This is a genomic window from Chryseobacterium sp. 2P, from assembly GCF_059579425.1.
Window position 1 is genome coordinate 3,658,535 of sequence record NZ_CM184194.1, and the last position, 20,637, is coordinate 3,679,171.

At 34.7% G+C, this 20,637-nt stretch carries 16 protein-coding genes and 9 tRNA genes; 1 reads left to right on the plus strand and 24 read right to left on the minus strand.

All coding sequences use genetic code 11. The annotated features are described in order from the left end of the window. Nucleotides 1–378 precede the first annotated feature (378 nt). The 10 genes from AC52CF_RS16710 to AC52CF_RS16755 form a co-directional block, all read right to left on the minus strand. Entirely contained in the window at nt 379–1,398 is a 1,020-nt protein-coding gene (locus AC52CF_RS16710) for a tetratricopeptide repeat protein (RefSeq protein ID WP_214588619.1), read from the minus strand. Beyond that, complete coding sequence (locus tag AC52CF_RS16715; RefSeq protein WP_496517407.1) at nt 1,391–3,088, minus strand: APC family permease; 1,698 nt, start codon at nt 3,086–3,088, stop codon at nt 1,391–1,393. The genes AC52CF_RS16710 and AC52CF_RS16715 overlap by 8 nt, the downstream gene beginning before the upstream one ends. Further along, nucleotides 3,078–5,474, minus strand: a complete 2,397-nt coding sequence (locus AC52CF_RS16720; protein ID WP_214588617.1) for a hypothetical protein — start codon at nt 5,472–5,474, stop codon at nt 3,078–3,080. Before AC52CF_RS16720 ends, AC52CF_RS16715 begins: the two co-directional genes overlap by 11 nt. Next, nucleotides 5,465–6,208: a hypothetical protein gene (locus AC52CF_RS16725; protein WP_214588616.1), complete on the minus strand. Its 744-nt coding sequence runs from the start codon at nt 6,206–6,208 to the stop codon at nt 5,465–5,467. The genes AC52CF_RS16720 and AC52CF_RS16725 overlap by 10 nt, the downstream gene beginning before the upstream one ends. Then, a complete protein-coding gene (locus AC52CF_RS16730) occupies nt 6,181–7,314 on the minus strand; it encodes an AAA family ATPase (protein WP_214588615.1) in 1,134 nt (377 codons plus the stop codon). The genes AC52CF_RS16725 and AC52CF_RS16730 overlap by 28 nt, the downstream gene beginning before the upstream one ends. A gap of 2,058 nt (nt 7,315–9,372) precedes the next feature. Then, nucleotides 9,373–10,071 (minus strand): hypothetical protein, encoded by a 699-nt coding sequence (locus tag AC52CF_RS16735; protein ID WP_214588614.1) that lies wholly within the window; start codon nt 10,069–10,071, stop codon nt 9,373–9,375. 2 nt (nt 10,072–10,073) lie between these two features. After that, on the minus strand, nt 10,074–10,673 hold the full coding sequence (locus tag AC52CF_RS16740; protein ID WP_214588613.1) for a DUF4919 domain-containing protein: 600 nt from the start codon (nt 10,671–10,673) through the stop codon (nt 10,074–10,076). 415 nt (nt 10,674–11,088) lie between these two features. Beyond that, nucleotides 11,089–11,802 carry a hypothetical protein gene (locus tag AC52CF_RS16745; protein ID WP_214588612.1) on the minus strand — a complete coding sequence of 238 codons (714 nt, stop codon included), beginning with the start codon at nt 11,800–11,802 and terminating at the stop codon, nt 11,089–11,091. 2 nt (nt 11,803–11,804) lie between these two features. Beyond that, entirely contained in the window at nt 11,805–12,389 is a 585-nt protein-coding gene (locus tag AC52CF_RS16750; protein WP_214588611.1) for a DUF4919 domain-containing protein, read from the minus strand. A gap of 81 nt (nt 12,390–12,470) precedes the next feature. Beyond that, nucleotides 12,471–13,112, minus strand: coding sequence for a conflict system bpX4 domain-containing protein (locus AC52CF_RS16755; RefSeq protein WP_496517408.1), 642 nt, complete (start codon nt 13,110–13,112; stop codon nt 12,471–12,473). A 136-nt stretch (nt 13,113–13,248) separates the two neighbouring features. On the opposite strand from AC52CF_RS16755, the gene deoD reads away from it, so the two are divergent. Next, a complete protein-coding gene (gene deoD / locus AC52CF_RS16760; RefSeq protein ID WP_087708910.1) occupies nt 13,249–13,959 on the plus strand; it encodes a purine-nucleoside phosphorylase in 711 nt (236 codons plus the stop codon). A gap of 56 nt (nt 13,960–14,015) precedes the next feature. On the opposite strand, the gene AC52CF_RS16765 is transcribed toward deoD, so the two are convergent. The 14 genes from AC52CF_RS16765 to AC52CF_RS16830 all read right to left on the minus strand — a co-directional run bounded on the left by AC52CF_RS16765 (nt 14,016) and on the right by AC52CF_RS16830 (nt 20,372). Beyond that, entirely contained in the window at nt 14,016–14,801 is a 786-nt protein-coding gene (locus AC52CF_RS16765) for a TatD family hydrolase (protein WP_375181571.1), read from the minus strand. Between the two features lie 318 nt (nt 14,802–15,119). After that, nucleotides 15,120–15,188 (minus strand) — tRNA-Arg (locus AC52CF_RS16770). An 11-nt stretch (nt 15,189–15,199) separates the two neighbouring features. Beyond that, nucleotides 15,200–16,027, minus strand: a complete 828-nt coding sequence (locus AC52CF_RS16775; RefSeq protein WP_496517409.1) for an SIR2 family NAD-dependent protein deacylase — start codon at nt 16,025–16,027, stop codon at nt 15,200–15,202. A gap of 18 nt (nt 16,028–16,045) precedes the next feature. After that, nucleotides 16,046–16,115 (minus strand) — tRNA-Val (locus AC52CF_RS16780). 85 nt (nt 16,116–16,200) lie between these two features. Beyond that, nucleotides 16,201–16,272: transfer RNA gene (locus tag AC52CF_RS16785), tRNA-Gly, on the minus strand. An 8-nt stretch (nt 16,273–16,280) separates the two neighbouring features. Beyond that, nucleotides 16,281–16,353, minus strand: a tRNA-Arg gene (locus AC52CF_RS16790). 7 nt (nt 16,354–16,360) lie between these two features. Then, a tRNA-Asp gene (locus AC52CF_RS16795) sits at nt 16,361–16,432 on the minus strand. A gap of 1 nt (nt 16,433) precedes the next feature. After that, nucleotides 16,434–16,507: transfer RNA gene (locus AC52CF_RS16800), tRNA-Gly, on the minus strand. Nucleotides 16,508–16,513: 6 nt separating this feature from the next. Continuing rightward, nucleotides 16,514–16,582: transfer RNA gene (locus AC52CF_RS16805), tRNA-Ser, on the minus strand. Nucleotides 16,583–16,591: 9 nt separating this feature from the next. Beyond that, nucleotides 16,592–16,662 (minus strand) — tRNA-Asp (locus tag AC52CF_RS16810). Between the two features lie 85 nt (nt 16,663–16,747). Then, nucleotides 16,748–16,819, minus strand: a tRNA-Val gene (locus AC52CF_RS16815). A gap of 5 nt (nt 16,820–16,824) precedes the next feature. After that, entirely contained in the window at nt 16,825–18,189 is a 1,365-nt protein-coding gene (locus AC52CF_RS16820; protein WP_496517410.1) for an SDR family NAD(P)-dependent oxidoreductase, read from the minus strand. A gap of 443 nt (nt 18,190–18,632) precedes the next feature. After that, on the minus strand, nt 18,633–19,298 hold the full coding sequence (locus AC52CF_RS16825) for a tRNase toxin domain-containing protein (protein ID WP_496517411.1): 666 nt from the start codon (nt 19,296–19,298) through the stop codon (nt 18,633–18,635). Nucleotides 19,299–19,658: 360 nt separating this feature from the next. Continuing rightward, the gene (locus AC52CF_RS16830) at nt 19,659–20,372 is read right to left on the minus strand and encodes a DUF434 domain-containing protein (RefSeq protein ID WP_496517412.1); all 714 of its coding nucleotides are present in this window, start codon (nt 20,370–20,372) and stop codon (nt 19,659–19,661) included. Nucleotides 20,373–20,637 lie beyond the last annotated feature (265 nt).

Here is a 20,637-nt window from a genome sequence, read left to right on the forward strand (position 1 = left end):
ATTTTTATGGTTATTTTTTTTCATTCTAAATAATTTCTGCTCTAAAAACACAAAAAACGCCTCGGTAATCGAGGCGTTTTTGCAGTATTTTGATAAAATTTTTACGGTTTTACAGTAAATAATTTTCAAAGCAAGCACATTTCGCCTCATAAGATATCATCCATTCATATCCAAACGATCCCTTTAGTACAGGGCGATCGCATAGATTTAAACTGATATGTGCTCTTTGTATTGTCATTATTTTATGGTTGCAAAGATAAATCTTTTTATTAAAAGTTTTTTATTTTGTCATTGCGAACTGAAAGTGAAGCAATCTATATGATATCATTTTTACTTTGAGATTGCTTCGTCGCCTTGCTCCTCGCAATGACAAACAAATCAATTCCTGAATATCCTGTTCCTCCCCGTCTTATATCTGGAAATATCTTTCAAAATCACTTCATCATCCGGATTGAAATGCTTCAGTTCATTGACGATTTCTGAGCGGGTTGCTACTTTTTCGGCGATGATTTCGTAGGCGATATTTCTTGTGGTCGATTGAAGTTTCGGATCTTTTTTAAATTCGTGTTTCATAGCTTCAAGATAAGTAATCTTTTTCTCCGAAGGCGTTTTCTGATAAAGTTCCTGAATCTGCTGATCGAGTTTTTTCACATCAAAAATATTGGCAAAATAATTATTGAGACAGTTAAAAGCATCACGGTCTTCTTCCCAGCCTTTCAGCAGAATTTTCTGGGCTTCTTCGGGCAATTCCATTTTTTTACGGTAAATTAAAGAACCTTTTACCATCTGATTATTGTTTACATAATCGTCCACCACCATCTGATAATAGATATTGGCATTTTTGGCATCATTCATTTTCCTGTACAGATCGCCTACTTTTTCTTTCTGTTCGAGTTCTTTGTATAAATCGATTGCTTTTTTATACTGCTTTGCTTTTTCGTAGCAGTTTGCGGCTTCCGATTTATTCTTCAGTTTTTTAAGATAAATTACTGCGGCTTCATTGTATAAACCTCCATCTTCCAGTGTTTTTGCCCCGCGATAGTAATCTTTCATCAAGTTCATGTATACTTTTGCCGCTCTTTTATAATCTTTTTCGCTGATGTATTTCTGAGCCAGTTCTTCGTATTTATTCCTGATCTTATCGAAAAGGGATGCTTCCAGATAAAAATTTCCCCCTCCGTTCCTGCCTTTTCCCGAAGAGTTGTTTTCTTTTTCCTTTTTTTCCAACTGCATGAGTACCACAAAAATGATGAACGCAACAATGGCAAAAATCACTAGAGTTCCCACCACACTCCAAAAACTCTGATGGAAAAGCTGCGCCAGAATTCCGATTATTTTGATGATGGCGAGAATGAAAAATGCCGCCATAAATTTGTCTGTAAATTTCTGTCTATTCATCCTTATCAGATTTTAAAATGGTTTCATCTTCGCTGAAAAGACGGTAAAGAAGCAATACGATGCCGATAATAAGAATCCATACGAACCAGTTGTACCCGAACATTTCGATCAGCGGATAGAAAATATACGCCAACATGGCAACCAGAATAATCATTAGGAAAATCTTGGTTCCCGCCGGAACATTTTCGCCGCCTATATTCAGTGATTTTCTATTGACGAAAAAAGAATACAGTCCTACCGCACCTGTCATGGCAACAATCAGCCAGAAAATCTCAGCAAAAGAGGTTCTTTTTTCTTCCGGATTACTTTTTTCAGCGTTCAGTGTCGAAATAGCAGGCGGAGTCTGTGGAAGTTCTTTCGTTCCGTACAGCCTTCCCAATGAATCTTCTACCAAAATGGCTTTCTTTTTCATAATGGTTTTTACAACTCCTTCATCGGCAGGTTTCCCTGAACCTGATTTTTGAATGGAATCTTTAATTTTCTCTCTGATTTTTTCTTCATTCTGAGCCAGATATTTTACAATTTTCTTTCGGTACACTCTTTTTAATGAATCGGTTGCCGCATCTGTTTTGTCATTCAGCTTAAAAATATCATTCTGAATTTTATCAAGCGGTCTTCCTCCATTCTTGAGATATTCCTGATAACTTTTTTCACCCGGTTTGCTCATGCTTAAAGAGGCACTCATATGTTCTTTCATCAGTTCTCTCCGCTTTCTTCCGTACATGGAGTCGATTTTCATATCAATATCGGTAACTCCTGATTTGTACGCCACTACGGGAGCCATCATTGTTTTATCCGGAGTCTGAACTTTACCTGAAGAAATGGATTGCGATTCTTTAGCTCCATCTTTATTAAGATTCATAAAAACCCGGGCTAAGCCGATCATTAAAAGGACAACCCAGAATACCCAACGGTAATTTCTACCGGAAGATTTTCCGTTAAAATCGTCTTCATCTTTTTTACCAAAGAGTTTTTCGAGCCATGAATTTTTAAATTTAAAAATTCCGAAACCATCACCTCTCGAAGTTCCCATAATATCCAACGGAACGCCAAGTTCTACTGCTCTGTCAGGATATTTTTCGATATATTTTAGATATTTTTCGATTTCCTTTTTATTTCCCGTCATCACCTTTTTCATGTCAAAGGGAAGGTTTTTCATCCATTCTTCTTCGGTTTGCGGTTTTTCGAGAGATTCCAGAACTTTTTCATCGTCCATTTCAACGGTAAAACTTTCGATTTTCTGAGGAATCTGAACGCCTTTCGATGGCTTTCTTACTTTATCTTCCGAGATTTCCGGATTCTGAATGATGGAGATCCAGTCGATTTCTTCATTCAATTTAACCAAACCAAATTCGGGGTGCATGATGAGATATTCCGCATCGATATTCTGCCACTCTTCAGGATTTACTTTCGGATAAAAGACCGTATTTTCAGGAATGAAAAATCTATTATCGACGCATTGAAAATAAGAATTTCTGCCAATTTCGTTCGGAGCAAGATTTTTAAACACCAAAAAACATCCGTATAAAATATTCGGTTCTGTGGAAGGAATCGGGAACGACTGAACTTCATGTAAGTCTATTCCTAATATTTCCATCTCATAAAGCCATACAAGCGGTGAAGAACCTTTGATTAAAAGTCCTTTTTTGGGGTAGTTATTTTTCGGAAAAGGTTTAATTCTAAGTTCCATATTCCCAAATTTGATCTATAAACCGTTCCATATATTCAACATACATTTCTTTCATCGTTCGCACTTTCAAAAGTGTATTCTGTGGCAGATAGTATTCTGAGCCTCCGAATTCCGTGTTGGTTGCCAACGCCAGATTTCCATATTCTGTGGAAGGAATATAAAATTCGGGGATATTTTTGTTGCTGCTTTTAAAAGTCAATATTCCGCGATTGTCCGTAATAATTTCGCTTCCGTCTGAAAAGGTAAATTTATTTTTATTCTGCTCCGCACAGATTTCCAGCGGATAATTATTTCTGTAAAACGTGATGGAATCTTCGTTATATAATTTGTTTAATTCGTTATTTGAAATGACTAGCTTTTTTTCTGTATTGATTCCGATATTGTGGAAATTATTCAGGATTTTTAATCCACTGTGGATTAATTTGTTAAGTTCAGATCCAACTCTTAAATTATTTTTATAAATTTCTTTCTCATTCACAAATGCCTCTTCAAAACTAACATTTCCATCTATAGCAATTTTATTGCTGTAAGGAATATCATCCAAATGCAGATAAAAACTTTTATTAAAGTATATAAGTTGACTTTTAATAGGTATATTTCTTCCTGTCAAATTCAGCTCAGAATATTCTTTAGTATTTAAATTTAATTTGGAAATCAGCTTTTTATCGGGTTGATACTGGCATAAAATAAAGTCTCCCTGCTTATTTTTCGCCAACGCAAACTGACCTTTTGGCTTTACGGAAATATCATCAATTAAAATTTCGCAGCCATGATGCGTTTTATACGTGTCATAATAATTGCGGTTGTAATAATTGTCTGAAAGATAGGTTCTCAGCAACTGTTTTTTATTGCTTAAAATAAAAAATTCCCCTTCATACAAAAAGGTTGCGATTTTATTGATTGGCGCAGGAAACAAAATCGGATAATTGAAAGGAACATTTGCTTTTTTGCCGTTTCCTGAAAATTTACTTTCCCTTCTCTGTCTTCGTTCCGGCGGGTTTGCCCACAGTTCCTGCAACGGAAGCATAATTTTCTGGATGTGCTTTCTTGTTCCTTTATGATATTTGTAAAAGTTCAGCTCACCGTTTGCAGAAGTCGTCACCAAAAATTTCAGGCGGTCTCTGTTTTCTTGAATGATTTTCTGAAGATTTTGATGGCTTAAGTTTTCCTGATTCGTGATGAAAAAAACTTCCAGATCTTTTTCTTTATGTTCTTTATTAAAAAACTTTTCAAGTGCGCCTGAAACTTCCAGAACCGGACTTACATGATTGAGATTTTCCACTACTTCATCCACATTATCCAGAGATATCGGGATGATATTCTGTCCCAATGCAAAAACTTTGCATTCTGAAAGTGCTTTCGGATGTTTGATGACCGCAATTGCCGATGCAAACGCCAAAACTTTCGGGGTTCCCCAGTTTTTCAGAGAAGTATCAATTAAAATAATTCTTTCAAAAATATTTTCTTCGGGCGGAATTTCTCTTTGGATAAACAACGCTTCATTGTTCGCAACACGGTTCATGAAAATGTCGTCTTCATTGGCAAATTCAGACAAAAGCATTCTGTGAAGTTCACCTTTATTCGTCATATCCGAGATTCCTCCAATCGGCTGTTCTCCGGGCGAAAGATGACGCATAGGGATTTTCAGACCGCTCCAGATCCTTTTAATTAAACTTCCGACCTGAAACGTTTTCGGCTCTTCAATGAGTTCCTGAATAAAATCTTTATCGGTTTCAACGGTGGTTTCTTCTTCCACCACTTCATCTTCCAATTCCGAAATATCTGTGAAACCTTTCATGGCATTGATGATGGATTTTCTAGTCGGAAATTTATTCTGAAGAAGCGCTAAAGTTTTAATATCTCTGTTAACCGCAATGGAAGTCAGAGGCTTTTTAACAGCAGCTTCGCCGATGATGTGAGGCTTAGTTTCAAATATTTTTAAGATTAACCCTGAATTTACCGAGGAAACCCGATTGTGACTGTCTTTAAAAATGGTCTGTAAAAGAATGATTTTATTCTGTCCCCGCTTTAAAGAACTTCCGATACTGCTCAGATTTTCTAAAAATTTAATGGCAAGATCTACATCGGATTCATTTTCAGCAAAACCATCTTTCTGTCTGTTCAGATAATAAAAAACGCCGTCTAAGTTTAAGTAGCCATCATGAAGCGCATACAAAACAAGCAATAAAGAACCGAAAGGCGGAAGACCCTGTTCTTTAAGTTCCTTAAGAATTTCCATTACGTAAGGTCTGTACGCAATTGCGCCTACATTCGGAATCGAAATAAGGTTGTTTTCATTATATCGGGTGTCGTCCGGAACATCTTCATCGGTTGTCCACTCCCAGAAATAATTGATATATGATTGGAAATATGCAATTATATCCATTCCTGTGATTTTTCGGTCAGTCGGAAAGAGCTTACGGATAATTTGCGGAAATCTTCTTTATTTAGGTAAAGAACATTTCCGTTTTCGTTCCATAAAAGCCACTGATCGCGACCTGCGTTATATTTTCTCTGTAATAAAGAGCTCATGTTTTTAAATTCAAAATCGTACCCTGTCGGTAAAAGATGCCCGTCTTTTGACCAAAATGTTTTTCCCGGAAAACTTAATAAAGGTTTTCCGATAAACAAAGCATTGTCATTAATCACCATCCAGTTGATTTTCTCCAGCTTAAATTTCGGCAGTGTGATTAAGGTTTCCCTGATTTCTTTTATTGAGCATAACAACGCTGTTGCGGGATGCTCTTCTTCGCTCGGTTTCAGTTTAATTTCAATTTTTCCATCAATTCCGAAAAAATTATTATTGAATGACGGGAAAGTTAATCGCAAAGCTTTATCAATGGGAGTCCAAAGCAAAGCCGTTCTCATTTTTTTGCTGGGAACCAAAGCGTCTTTCCGGAATAAAAGTCCGTCTCTTAATTCGTACAGCAGGAAATTCGGCAACTGTTGAATTTCAGTGGAAACTGACTGTTCATCGGTGAAACCTTTCAGCCAGATCACATCTTCCTCCAAAGCGATCTGAACATTTTTCCAGTCGCGGATGGAGCCCAGAACATCTTCCTCTGCACGCGGAATTTCTGCCCAGAATTCTTTTAGACCGTTTGAAGAATCTTTTGCCATAGACTTTCAATTTCCTGTTGAATGTACTGTTTCTGCTCCGGATTTCTGATCCACTCGCATCGCGTCTGAAGGTATCTTAGTTTATCTTTAATGACATTCTGCTCTTCAAAACTTAAAGAACCCTGATTCCATTTTTCGACTAAGATTTTTACGTCTTTCATCACTTCTTCCGGATTCGGGGTTTTGTTTTGCAATGCCTGCGGATGAGACTTCGGATGTTCATCTTTTTCAATCGTTCTGTTGATGATTCCTTCGAGAATTTCAATCTGTTCTTCGGTATCCCAAATATGTTTCAGCACCCATAAATCTGATAAAATGGCTTCGTTTCTGCCACAAATTAAAGCACTTGCCGCGATAAGGTTCTGCAATTTTACGGCTCTACGGTCGGAAATAGCAATTCCTGTATTTCGCAGACTGATGATGGTGTTTAAATAGACTTCGTAAATAGGTCTTAAATCAACAGTTTTACACAAATCCTGAAGTTCTTTTATTTCGTGGGAGAGAATTTCGGGAGTTTCTGTTTCCAGATTATTTTCCAGTTTTCTTCCTGCTAAAAGCACCTGATGAAGAAGGTCGGGATGAACATAATCTACATTAATTCTGATAAGAAAACGGTCGAACAACGCATTCAAAGCTTCGTCTTCGGGAAGAACGTTACTCGCTCCCACGAACATGAGTGCAGGAAGGTGTTTGGTTTCTTTTCCTCTTTTAAAAATCTTTTCATTTAAAGCCATCAAAAGGGAATTCAGAATGGCTGAATTGGCATTGAAGATCTCATCCAGAAAAACCATGGATGCTTCGGGCATCATTCCTTCGGTATTGGTTAATAATTCTCCTTCTTTTAATTTTCTGATATCAAAAGGACCGAAAATTTCGTTCGGCTCGGTGAAACGGGTTAATAAATATTCGAAGTTTTTTCCGTCTTTCACGGTTTTTGCCAACGTTCTTACAATGGCAGATTTTGCGGTTCCGGGAGGTCCGTACAAAAAGGCGTTTTCTCTTGCCAGAAGACAGATTCCCAATAAATCGACGACATCGTTTTTTCCGACAAAGGTTTCTTTGACGTGGTTAAGAACGGTGTTTAATTTTTCTATATTCTGAGTCATTTGTTTTTATGTTATAATTTTTGACTTCTTTTTTTAATCGCAATTGTTTTTTAACGCAAAGTCCACAAAGTTTATTTTGAATACTAACTGTTTTTAAGTTCGCAAAGGCGTTCTACTTAGCAAAGGAAACAAAGATCTTTTTAAGTTCGCAAAGGTACTTCGACAAGCTCAGTATAAACTATTCATTTAACAAAGCGAGCAAAGGTCTAAATTTATTGTTATTTTTCTTTCTTGACGAAAATTATTGTTTTTTTGAACTGTTTTTTTAACACAACGTCCACAAAGTTTTTATTTACTTTCTATATATTTTAACCATTAAGATTTATTAAGGGTTTAAGATTAGTTAAGAGAAATAAATTTCTTAAGCTTGACTTTAATTTGCTTGCAAATTCTTAATTCGTCTTAACCTTTTTACCTATTCTTAATTGTTTAATTTTTTGCGGTGATTTTTGGTTTTTAACGCAAAGTCCACAAAGTTTATTTTGAATACTAACTGTTTTTAAGTTCGCAAAGGCGTTCTACTTAGCAAAGGAAACAAAGATCTTTTTAAGTTCGCAAAGGTACTTCGACAAGCTCAGTATAAACTATTCATTTAACAAAGCGAGCAAAGGTCTAAATTTATTGTTATTTTTCTTTCTTGACGAAAATTATTGTTTTTTTGAACTGTTTTTTTTAACACAACGTCCACAAAGTTTTTATTTACTTTCTATATATTTTAACCATTAAGATTTATTAAGGGTTTAAGATTAGTTAAGAGAAATAAATTTCTTAAGCTTGACTTTAATTTGCTTGCAAATTCTTAATTCGTCTTAACCTTTTTACCTATTCTTAATTGTTTAATTTTTTGCGGTGATTTTTGGTTTTTAACGCAAAGTCCGCAAAGTTTTTATTTACTTTCTATATATTTTAACCATTAGGATTTATTAAGGGTTTAAGATTAGTTAAGAGAAATAAATTTCTTAAGCTTGACTTTAATTTGCTTGCAAATTCTTAATTCGTCTTAACTTCTTACCTATTCTTAATGGTTTAATTTTTTGCGTGATTTTAGGTTTTTTAACGCAAAGACCGCAAAGTTTATTTAACTACTAACTGTTTTAAGTTCGCAAAGGTACTTCGACAAGCTCAGTATAAACTATTCATTTAACAAAGCGAGCAAAGGTCTAAATTTATTGTTATTTTTCTTTCTTGACGAAAATTATTGTTTTTTTGAACTGTTTTTTTAACACAACGTCCACAAAGTTTTTATTTACTTTCTATATATTTTAACCATTAAGATTTATTAAGGGTTTAAGATTAGTTAAGAGAAATAAATTTCTTAAGCTTGACTTTAATTTGCTTGCAAATTCTTAATTCGTCTTAACCTTTTTACCTATTCTTAATTGTTTAATTTTTTGCGGTGATTTTTGGTTTTTAACGCAAAGTCCGCAAAGTTTTTATTTACTTTCTATATATTTTAACCATTAAGATTTATTAAGGGTTTAAGATTAGTTAAGAGAAATAAATTTCTTAAGCTTGACTTTAATTTGCTTGCAAATTCTTAATTCGTCTTAACTTCTTACCTATTCTTAATGGTTTAATTTTTTGCGTGATTTTAGGTTTTTTAACGCAAAGACCGCAAAGTTTTTATTTACTTTCTATATATTTTAACCATTAAGATTTATTAAGGGTTTAAGATTAGTTAAGAGAAATAAATTTCTTAAGCTTGACTTTAATTTGCTTGCAAATTCTTAATTCGTCTTAACTTCTTACCTATTCTTAATGGTTTAATTTTTTGCGTGATTTTAGGTTTTTTAACGCAAAGACCGCAAAGTTTATTTAACTACTAACTGTTTTAAGTTCGCAAAGGTACTTTGACAAGCTCAGTATAAACTATTCACTTAACGAAGGAAACAAAGTTTTTATTTACTTTCTATATATTTTAACCGTTAAGATTTATTAAGGGTTTAAGATTAGTTAAGAGAATAAATTTCTTAAGCTTGCCTATAAACTATCCACTTAACAAAGCGAGCAAAGGTTTAAATTTATTGTTATTTTTCTTCAAAGTAAAAGGTTTTAGTTTTATTTAATAAAAAATCTTAGCAGGAAAAAGTAGATAAACTGGCTTATGGTCATTGCAAGTAAAATATCAATATAAAATGATAGCGGAAACATAAAAAAAGTCAGATCATATACAAAATAAAGCACAATCAGAATACCTATACTTATAAATCCCAAATATTTCCAAAGTGATGATATTGAATTTAACAGCAAAGAAATAATCATCAGCAATAAAACAACAAAGCACAGAAAAAATACTCTTCCATACATCTGATAATTTTTTGCAACAACAGGAATCAGTTGATTATAATCTATCTTTTTCGTAATCAGTTCATAAGCAATTACTACAATCTCTCTGCAAATTTTAACAGGATTATATCCCAAAATTAAAGCTACCGAAAAAAGAACAAAAACAAGTAAAGCATGATAGATATAATTAAGTTTATTTGACCTTTTCCGGGCATTTTTTAAGATCTCTTCATCATCCAGATTCTCTTCATCTTTAAATTCTATCGAACTTCCGGGAATATATCCGAAATTGATTTTAATGCCATTCTTTAAGGTGTAACTGTATAAAGGTTTACCAAAATGCATCAACATAGAAATCCCTTTTATGTCTTTCTTCAATAAAAATTTATTGATATAGTACGGAATAACACAGAATAAAAACATATAGGAAGCAATAAGAATTCCTGTTATAAGTGCCGAGTTTATTTCCATATTCAGTTTTTATTAAAAAAATTCCACCAGCTTTTCTTTTTTGGCTTTTCTGTTTTTTCTTCTTCTTTTTCTGCCTCTGCATTTCTTTTGTTGAATGAAAAAGCAATTCTGCGGTAAGGAACAGAAATATCGAAGTAAACATTGGAACCATCATCAAGCGTCAGAACATCCATTATTTTATCTTCTCCTTTAACGAGCCTCTGCATCGTATCTTCTTTATTGAAGTGATACCTTATGAGATCTCTTTCATCAGAAATTCTCGTAACAATGTAAGGTGAATCTTCTGTACCGTCACCGGTTTTTTCGATACATTCAAAAATGATCTTTGCAATGGACATTTCAATGTTCATTGCTTTTTCGTCGCCCAGTTCTTTATAGGCGAAAAATTTAAAGATATGAACACTCGGACTGAGCAAAATATTCACATTTACATATTTTACGACTTCCTGAAATTTTCCTTCATTTAATAATTTCTGAATATTTCCTGTATCTTCGGAATAAGGATCATATTCCGGATCGTTGATTACGAGTTCTCTACATTTCAGAAAAGTTTCACTGGTAGGATCGCTTAAAAATTCAAATACTTTTTCGTAGGTTTCCATTTATTGGTTATTGTTTTTTTGTCTTTTTGAAAAAACATTGTTTTTAACACAAAGTCCACAAAGTTTTTTTATCAACTAACTGTTTTTAAGTTCACAAAGGTACTTCGACAAGCTCAGTATAAACTATTCACTTAGCAAAGTCCACAAAGTTTTTATTTACTTTCTATATATTTTAACCATTAAGATTGATTAAGGGTTTAAGATTAGTTAAGAGAAATAAATTTCTTAAGCTTGCCTTTAATTTGCTTGCAAATTCTTAATTCGTCTTAACTTCTTACCTATTCTTAATTGTTTAATTTTTTGCGGTAATTTTAGGTTTTTAACGCAAAGTCTGCAAAGTTTTTTTTAATTATTTACTGTTTTTAAGTCGCAAAGGCATTTCACTTAACAAAGTAAATAAAGATTTATAATTAATTTATTTAATAAAAAATCTTAATGATAAAAAATATAAAAACCCGCTTACGGTAATTGATATCAGTAAATCTATATAAAAGCTAATCGGCAGTTCAAAATATTTGAGACCCATTACAACATAAGATCCTAAAATCAAAAACATGACCAGTATATTGGTAAAGACCGAAAATGGGGCTAATGCCAAAAGAAATGATACAAAAACAAAATACGTCATTGCCGCAAAAAACAGATAAAAATACTTCCCATACGTTATATATTGGCTGTTTACCATTGCTTTAAATTCTGAGAAACTCTGCTTTCCCGCTATAAGATCATAAAAATTTTCTATCAAATCTGTGAAAATAGTTATCGGGTTATATCCATACATGAGGCTTACAAAGCTTCCGACTACAATAATTAAAACCATTGTGACCACCTGCAACAAAGATATATTTTTAGCAAAATTTCTGAAATATCTTTTTCCTTCAGGAGAATCTAATGAAAAATCTTCAAGATGGAATTTAAGACCATAATTAAAAGGAATATAACCAAAGTTTATTTTTACTCCGTTTTTTAGGCTGTAGGAATAAAGAGGTTTACCGAATGTTGAAAATACGTGCACTTCATCTACTTTCAGCTTTAAAAATCTGCTGCTCAAATAATAAGCAAAAATGCAGAACAGAAAACCGTAAGTCGAAAAAATGATGCCGAGAGTGAAAGCTGTATTTATTTCCATATTTAGTTTTTACTTAAAAAATTCCACCAGCTTTTCTTTTTCGGCTTTTCTGCTTTTTTTCCTTCCGATTTTTCTTTATCCAAGAGAAATTTAGACCTCTTGTAAGCATCAGTAATATCAAAATACAATTCAGAACCGTCTTCAAGAGTTAATACATCTAAATATTTATCTTCATGCTGAATTAATCTTTTCTGAAGATATTTTTTGCTTAAACGAAGCTCCAGAAGGTCATCTTCATCGGAAGCCCTGATAACAATATAAGGATTTTCTATAGTTCCGTCTCCTGTTTTTTCTATACAATTCAGAATATTATGACAGATAAATACTATACTTTCTGCGGCTTTTGTATTTCCTATCTCATTTAAAGAAATAAATTTTAAAAAATGTGCTCTTGGACTTAATAAAACATTAATGGTAACGTAATAATTCAATTTATCATATTCCTTATTTTCATATAGCTTTTTCATGATTTCCAAATCATCAGAATCAGGATCGTAATCTGGATTAGTGATAATCAATTCTCTGTGTTTTAAAAAATTTTCCTTTGTAGGATCTGCTACAAAATCAAATACAGTCTTTTCTCTCATTCTCTTAGGTTATTGTTTTTTAGTTTTTTCTAAAGAGTTTCTGGTTTATCGTTTCTTTTTAAACGCAGAATCCGTAAAATTTTAATGATCCATTGTTTTTAATTCTTTCCAAAATACATCTTTATGTAAGCCAAATTCGGCAATCAGCAGATTATTGATGTAAGGAATTTCTGCAAGCCGATAGGATTTTTTTTCTACAATTCTTTCCAGATAGAGCTTTCGGTAGGTTTTGTCCTTTAATTCTTCTTCCCAGTTGATGTCTTCGAGATCGAGATCAAATCCTACTGCTGAATAATGGAACTGTTTTAAAATATTTTCCAGCATTTTCACCAAAGGATCTTCCGGATCTGAAACCTGTAAAGCAGAAACAATCTGTGGTAAAAACCGGAGTGATAAATCTGCGGACAAGATGCCTGAAACATCTCTTTTCCCTTTGAAAGACGGAATCAGTTTATTTAAATCTTTAGCCGTATTTTCTCTTATTAAATGAAGCTGCGCGCTGTGATAGACTATTTTGGCAGCCCAGACTGCTGTTTCTGTATCGCAGACAAGTGTGTCGGATAAAAATTCAAGCCTTTCTTTCTCAAACTCAGCCTGAAAATAATCTGCGGCATCCTGCTCTTCTTTTTTGGAAATTTCATGAATATCTGAAAAAATGGTGATGCATTCTTCTTTTCGAAGCAGAAATAAAGTGTCTAAAAAAGCTGATTTTTTTTCCATCATTTAACAAAAATAAAAAATATTCTTTTCGAATTGAAAATTTTGAAGGTAAGTTGATTATAAATCTTTAATTAAAAAACCATTGTTCAAGGATTAAGAAATCACAATTTTATATCTTTGCCCTTTCAAATAAAAAATTATGAGTATCCACATCAGTGCAAAAAAAGGAGAAATTGCTAAAGTTGTTTTACAACCCGGAGATCCGCTGCGTGCGAAATACATTGCGGAAAACTTTTTGGAAGATGCTAAACTGGTAAGCCAGACCAGAGGAATTTTATATTACACCGGGTTATACAAAGGGAAAGAAATCTCTGTTGGAGCAAGCGGAATGGGCTTTCCAAGCATCGGAATTTACTCTTTTGAACTTTTTACAGAGTATGATGTAGATACGATCATCAGAATCGGAACCTGCGGTGCGTATACCACAGACCTGAAAGTGTATGACCTCCTGAATGTGGAAAATGCAGCCAGTGAAAGCACCTACGCAAAATTCGCATGGGGAATTGAAGAGGAAAGCATTTCTCATCAGGGAAATATCTTCAATACGATCAACGAAACGGCAAAAGAAATGTCTTTAACGGCAAAAGCGACGAACATCCACAGCAGCGATATTTTTTACAGAAAAGATCCTGCAATTCCAGCAATTGCTACAAAATACAACTGTCCGGCGGTAGAAATGGAAGCTTTCGGATTGTTTGCCAATGCTAAACATTTAGGAAAAAATGCGGCAACGATTCTTACGGTTTCGGATATTATTCCTACCCACGAAAATATTTCGGCAGACCAGAGAGAAAAGGCTTTGAAACCAATGATTGAGCTTGCTTTGGAAGCAGGGATTAAGAGTTTGTAATCATTATCGATCATCCAAAATAAAAAGAGTTTTACATCATCTGTAGAACTCTTTTTTTATATCCTGAAAAAATTACGGACGACTTCCGTGGTTTCATCTGCGACTTCTGCTATGCTGATTTTCTTCAGATGGGCAATCGTCTGTGCTACATACGGTAAAAAGGAAGGTTCATTTCTGCGGTTCTGCATTCTCGGCATATTTTTCGGCAGCATAAAAGGCGCATCGGTTTCAATCATCATCCGGTCGAGAGGAACATATTTTATCACTTCTTCCAAATGTTTAAACCTGTTCTGATCGCTGATGGCTCCCGTAAATCCTAAGTAAAAGCCTTTATCCAGATATATTTTGGCTTCCTGTAAAGTTCCTGTGAAACAATGAACCACGGCTTTTGGAAGTTGAGACAAATATTCATCCGTTATTTCATTAAATCTTTTAAAGGCAGATCTTTCATGAAGAAAAAGCGGTTTATTCATTTCAACCGAAAGTTCAAGCTGGGCACGATAACATTTTTCCTGAACAGGTCTTGGTGAAAAATCCCTGTCGAAATCCAGTCCGCATTCTCCTACGGAAACAACGTGGTCTTGTTTTAATAATGTTTTTAATGCAGGAATGCTTTCGCTGTTGAAAGATTTTGCATCGTGAGGATGAATTCCCGCCGTCGAAAACAGAATTTCGGGATAATCTTCTGCAATTTCCGCAGACTCTTGGCTTCCGCGAACGCTCGTTCCCGTGAGGATCATCTGTTCTACTCCATTGTCAAGTGCGCGGTTGATTATTTCTTCCTGTTCGTCATAAAATTGTTTATTGGTTAAGTTTATACCAATGTCGATTAATGTGTTCATTTTTTTATTAAATTTAGTTTTATTAGACATATTTCTTTTGCCTTGAAGCAAAAGAAACAAAAATTCAAGACCTGGAATCTGAATGCTAAAAATTAATAATGTTCTCTAAAAATTCTAAACTCGCGCGAATTTCACATTTGTCCTTCGGTTCTAAATATCTCCCGCGCTCAAACAGTAGAATTTTTTTGACGTTCACATGATTAATTTTCTTAACGCTTCAGCTTCCTATGTCGGCTTAATGAAATAAAATCTGCGTCATCTGCAAAATCTGCGAGAGAAAAAGATTAATCATAAAATGTTTTTAAAATTAAAAAAAAGGGAAACAGGCAGGAATTGAACCTGCAACTCATCTTAGAATGATGCGCTTTTCCGTTAAACTACTGCTTCCGTATGAAAATTTAAGCGTTTATAATTTCTTCAATCATCATTTTTAATTCAGGAAGTGCTTTTGAACTGCTTTCCTGTACCGAAAATAATGTTTTGCTTCCTTTTAAAATATAATCAAAATACGTATCGCTCTCAGGATTGATCAGGACGATCCATTTTGCACGGATTTTTACTGTTTCCACAATATTTACAGGCAAAGCCGTTGATCCCGAAGTTCCGACTACAAATAAAATATCTGTATGGTCTGCAATGTTGTAAGCCGTATCGAAATGATAGTATTTTTCATTGTAACTTTCATCAAACCATAAAGTGTGAGGACGAAGCCAGTTTCCGCACTTTTTACATTTCAGATCGTCGATATCATCTGCCGTTAAATCTTCGGTATACTCTTTAAATTTAACATTTTCAGGGAAATCGAAAGGTTCGCTGCATTCTTTTGAACAGCGGACTTTCTGTTTGCTTCCATGAATTTCGTATACTTTTTGCGTTCCCGATCTTTGGTGAAGTCCGTCAACATTTTGAGTAATTAGCTTAAATCTTTCACCCAAAAGTTTTTCAATTTCGGTGATCGCCAAATGTCCCAGATTAGGTTTTGCTTCGGCAATCATTTTTTTCCAGAACAGATTGTACTGCCATACTTCTTCCTGATTCTGGCTGAAATATTTGTACGTCCCGAATTCTTCCGGACGATGATATTTTGTTCCTTTAATCCACATTCCGTCGATCGAGCGGTAAGTTGGAAGTCCGCTTTCCGCAGAAATTCCGGCTCCGGTAAGGAAAGTAATGTATCCTTGTTTTTCTTTAAGGATTGTATTTAATGTTTCTTTTAATTCTTTCATGGTTTTCAGTTTAAAAAGGGAAACAGGCAAGATTTGAACTCGCAACTTCTCGAGGTTTGAGACATTTTTCCATTTAAATTACTGTTTCCGTTTTGGGAGTACTGTAGGATTGAACCTGCAAACTTTGATTAGTGAAGTCAATGTTCTTACCAATCAGAACGATGTACTCCTTGTGAAATGGGTAGGATTCGAACCTGCAGCCTCTGACTTGGAAGGTCAGCGCTCTTCCCTTGAGCTACCATTTCCTTTTTTGGGAGACAAGCAGGACTCGAACCCGCAACTCATTTTAGAAGAATGTATTTTTCCATTTTTATTACTATTGTCTCCATTTTGGGAGCGCAGCAGGACTCGAACCTGAATTTCCGGCACGATAAGCCGGTGTCCTTCCATTTAGACGATACGCTCTTAGAAACGGACGGGACTTGAACCCGCAACCCTTAGTGAGGAAGACTAATGCTCTTCCATTGAGCTAACGTTTCTCTTTTGGGAGATAAGCAGGAATCGAACCTGCAACTCATCTTAGCAGGATGTATTTTTCCATTATACTATTATCTCCGTTTTGGAAAGCGTGTGGGACTCGAACCCACGACCTCCGCCGCGACATGGCGGTATTCTTCCTGCTGAACTCACGCTTTCTATTTGGAAACTCAACAGGACTCGAACCTGTAACTTTACATAGTAGATGCAATGTTTTTCCATTTATAACTATGAGTTTCTTTCTAAAAAGTACAGGATTCGAACCCGTGACTTTCCGGGTGTCAACCGGATGCTCTTCCTCTGAGCTAACTTTTTATATTTTACCAGTCATTAATTTTATAATTTTTCAATAAAACTCCGCTGAAATAATTTCCGTTGATTCCTTCCACAATAGGATGCAGAATTCTCGCAGCTCCGTCTACAGAATCTAGCGGCGGAATGTATCCCTGCTCAAACTGTTTCTTTCTTAAACTTTCCTTCGCACCTGTGGAAATCCATCCTACATCCACTGCCGTCATATAAATCTGGTCTTTTTCAAATTCTCTAGCGGAAGTAAGCGTCATCATATTCAAAGCGGCTTTCGTCATATTGGTATGCGGATGAAACATCGTTTTGTTGTTATAGCTGAAAATACCTTCTGAGGATGTTACATTAACGATGAATTTTTCTTTGAAAGAAGAAGCCTTCATTAAAGGTTTTAATTCTTTGATCAGAAAATACGGCGCAATGTGATTGATTAAATTCACCTCAACCAATTCGTACATCGAAATTTCTTCCAGTGTGGAATTCCAGCTTGTTTTATCACGATTATCCACCGGTTGTCCGAAACGCGTTAAAGCGACATTTGTTTCTTCATTTTCCGCATATTCCAGTTTTCCAACCTCTGCGGAAATGGGGGTTGCGTTCGGAATCAATGTATGATTGTTTTTAAACTCAACGAGCATTTCGTTTTCACGTCTGATGATCGGAAGGTAATACTGATCGGGATATTTAATCGTTTGTCCCGCATTATTGATGAGAATATCAAGCGTTTCAAATTTCGACTGATAAAAGTCTATAAATTCCTGAATTGCCTTCAGATTTCTGAGATCGAGACCATACACCCAAAGTCTGTCTTTCCATTCTTCATAATCTGCTTCCTGCTGCAAAGTTTCCAGTGCCAAAGCCGGAAAACGGGTCGTCAAAACCAAATTGACACCATTTCTCAAGAGCTTTAAAGCGGCTGCGAAACCTACCTTTACACGTCCTCCGGTTAAGATGACATTCCGTCCCGTTAAGTCTGCCGAAAGAAAACGTTTTTCGTAATTTTCATCCGCACATTTCGGGCATAATCTGGTGTAAAAGGAATGGGCATACTGATAACTCTGGTTACAGCAGTAGCAGTTTTTGGGAATCTGTAATCTGGTAAGCTGGGTATCATTTTTTTCATCATCATAAAAAGCAGAAACTCCCGCCAAAGCTTTTTTCATCAGTACCGATTCTGAATTAATTTCAAGATCGTGCGTTTTCATCTGAGAATAACTTTCCAGACGGTTTTGCTTTTTGGCGTTCTTATGAATTTTCGTGATCAACCCGGAAAAAGTTTGGTTGTCCGGATTTAGAAATGGTTCATCTTTCAGGGCTTTTAATACCTTGAGACATGATTCCCATTCGTTTTGCGTAAAGTTTTGATTAGAAAAATCCATTGCTTTTTATTTTACGCTTACAAAATTATCTGCGTAATGCGCAATGTTTTTACGTAGAGATAAAAAAATTTTTAAACCATTAAATTTTTTTAACCTGAGTTCGGGATAAGTCTTAAACGCAAGGTTAAACAAAGAGATTCAATTATCAGGAGTTCAGCTTTTAAGATATACAAAGGCGTAAAACTTATCAAAGTAATACCATTTTTGTCTTTTTTAAATAAACGAAGTGCCTTTGTTTAGCTTACAAATTTTCAATAAGTAAAAAAATCTTTTGTTTTTCTTTGCGATAAATTAATATAACACTATAGATAAATTATTTAAACTCATTTCTTATCACGAACTGAGTTTTTTAATTAGTTGAGATTAAATCATTCTGATTTTAAGGTTTATAGTAAGACCTTAATACTCTTAAAGCTTAATGAAATATTAAATGGTTTAAAAACTTATTGTAAAGAATTTTCGTCATTAATAAAAAACTCCAGAAAGCCGATCAAATGTTTTCCGCCGTGGCTCCATCGGATTCCGTGACCTTCTTTTTCCCTGACTTCAAAAACCAGCTCGTGTTTATAATGAAAGAAAACATTCCACCATGTGGTGTGTTCGAGAATGTAATTGATTTTCTCCATCACTTTTTGCTGTTTCTGCTGATTATTTCCTTTTACTTCGCCCCAGAAATCATCATTCAGCCGACCGACATGTTTTTCCCACGCTCGCTGTGCGATGGTAATCTCGCTGTTGAAAGGCTTTTCGCAGGCTTCAATCAGCAAACTTCTTAAAGGCGGAATTGCATTTTCATCACGAAGACTTGCCGAAGTCAACCGTTGACCTAAAATATTCAGCCAATGTTCGAAAGGAATTTCTTGCAATTGTTTTGCTTTGTTTTGATCTGAATTTTCTGATTCAAAAACAGAGATGAATAATTTAAAACTTTCATCACGGTCGATTTTAATTTCTTCATTAAAATAGGGCAAATCCCAATCTAAAACCTGATTTTTAAATTTCTGAATGTTTTTCTGTAAATTTTCAAGATGTTCTTCGGCTAGAATGGCGTGATATTTTTCTTTCCATTCCGCAGAAAATAATGATGTATATTTTTGAAATGATTGCATGGTTTCTAATTTTAAACACTAATAACACGGATGTTTCTCACAAATATCACAAATAATTTATTTATGCAATTTATGTTTACCCAAACACGAATAACACTAATATTTTTCACAAATATCACAATAAATTATTCGTGCTTTGTAGTGTTAATATTTGTGCAATTTGTGTTTACTCAAACACTAATGTTTTCGCAAATAGCACAATAAATTATTTGTGATTTTTAGTGTTTTTATTTGTGCAATTTGTGTTTACTTAAACACGAATAACGCCAATGTTTCCGCAAATAGCACAATAAATTATTTGTGATTTTTAGTGTTGATATTTGTGCCATTTGTGTTTTATATATAGCGTTTGTGTTTAAATCAACACATTTTGATAACATTAGCCGAAAGGTTTGCTTCCTGAATTAAATATCCGATGAGATTGAACCAGCTTTTGCAGTGATCCAGAATCCATGCATCAGAAGTGACGAGAATTTCGGCATTTTCTGCTAAAAATTTATCGGGATTAAATTCCAGTTCAACGTTCCAGTGGAGGTTATTTTCAATGGCAAAATCCATAATCATCTGTTTGATTCTTCCGCTGTTGGAGACTGGTTTGTCGAAAATCCAGATCAGCTTTTCTGCATGAGATTTATGAAAAAATGAAGCAACGAGTTCAATGGCTTCCTGCGTCTGATTTACTCTTTTATAGGTTCCGAAAACACCGGAAAGATCGCGGAAACAGCCATCTGTTCCTTCAAAAATATAAGCTCCGGAAAGAAGACTTTCGAGTAAAATGAGGACATTGAAGCCATCGAGATGTATTGTTTTGGCTTTTAATTCAGAAATTTCGAGCTGTTTACATTTTCTGTTCTGAAGCTGAGTTTCTGAAGCGGAAGCTCCTCGAACCGCCTGAATCTGTCTTGTTTTGAGGCGGTAATGATTTCCCGCCAGTTCCGACGAAGCTTTTTCTGCATAGTTCCGGCTTAATAAATACTGCATATCCTGCACTGCCGATTTCATTTTCTCAAGCTGTTTTGCGGAACCGAATAAGGTATCGTCGCCCGTATTTTTTCCCCGATTTCTGTTGTTCATATTCAAAAATAATACAAAACCGCTGAAGCGGAACTTATTCAATTAAAATTTTAAGTATAAAAAACAAAGTGTGTTTCTTAATATATGCTGCTCACTGCACCACAGAGCATCAATTAATTTAAACAAAATCAATTATTTAAAATCATTTCAGAGAAAATGCCGGTGTAATATTTCCCTGTCTGTTATAAAATCCGCATCAATTGCTTTCTAATCTGCATAATTTGATTAAATTTACCTCAATAAGGTATTTCGTTTTGAAATACAC

Bases quoted from the DNA above. Each gene is read 5' to 3' on its own strand.
- AC52CF_RS16735 (WP_214588614.1), bottom strand. From the start codon at position 10,071: ATGGAAATAAACTCGGCACTTATAACAGGAATTCTTATTGCTTCCTAT.
- AC52CF_RS16715 (WP_496517407.1), bottom strand. From the start codon at position 3,088: ATGGAACTTAGAATTAAACCTTTTCCGAAAAATAACTACCCCAAAAAA.
- AC52CF_RS16825 (WP_496517411.1), bottom strand. From the start codon at position 19,298: ATGCAATCATTTCAAAAATATACATCATTATTTTCTGCGGAATGGAAA.
- AC52CF_RS16755 (WP_496517408.1), bottom strand. From the start codon at position 13,112: ATGATGGAAAAAAAATCAGCTTTTTTAGACACTTTATTTCTGCTTCGA.
- AC52CF_RS16830 (WP_496517412.1), bottom strand. From the start codon at position 20,372: ATGAACAACAGAAATCGGGGAAAAAATACGGGCGACGATACCTTATTC.
- AC52CF_RS16740 (WP_214588613.1), bottom strand. From the start codon at position 10,673: ATGGAAACCTACGAAAAAGTATTTGAATTTTTAAGCGATCCTACCAGT.
- AC52CF_RS16765 (WP_375181571.1), bottom strand. From the start codon at position 14,801: ATGAACACATTAATCGACATTGGTATAAACTTAACCAATAAACAATTT.
- AC52CF_RS16745 (WP_214588612.1), bottom strand. From the start codon at position 11,802: ATGGAAATAAATACAGCTTTCACTCTCGGCATCATTTTTTCGACTTAC.
- AC52CF_RS16725 (WP_214588616.1), bottom strand. From the start codon at position 6,208: ATGGCAAAAGATTCTTCAAACGGTCTAAAAGAATTCTGGGCAGAAATT.
- AC52CF_RS16750 (WP_214588611.1), bottom strand. From the start codon at position 12,389: ATGAGAGAAAAGACTGTATTTGATTTTGTAGCAGATCCTACAAAGGAA.
- AC52CF_RS16775 (WP_496517409.1), bottom strand. From the start codon at position 16,027: ATGAAAGAATTAAAAGAAACATTAAATACAATCCTTAAAGAAAAACAA.
- AC52CF_RS16820 (WP_496517410.1), bottom strand. From the start codon at position 18,189: ATGGATTTTTCTAATCAAAACTTTACGCAAAACGAATGGGAATCATGT.
- deoD (WP_087708910.1), top strand. From the start codon at position 13,249: ATGAGTATCCACATCAGTGCAAAAAAAGGAGAAATTGCTAAAGTTGTT.
- AC52CF_RS16720 (WP_214588617.1), bottom strand. From the start codon at position 5,474: ATGGATATAATTGCATATTTCCAATCATATATCAATTATTTCTGGGAG.
- AC52CF_RS16710 (WP_214588619.1), bottom strand. From the start codon at position 1,398: ATGAATAGACAGAAATTTACAGACAAATTTATGGCGGCATTTTTCATT.
- AC52CF_RS16730 (WP_214588615.1), bottom strand. From the start codon at position 7,314: ATGACTCAGAATATAGAAAAATTAAACACCGTTCTTAACCACGTCAAA.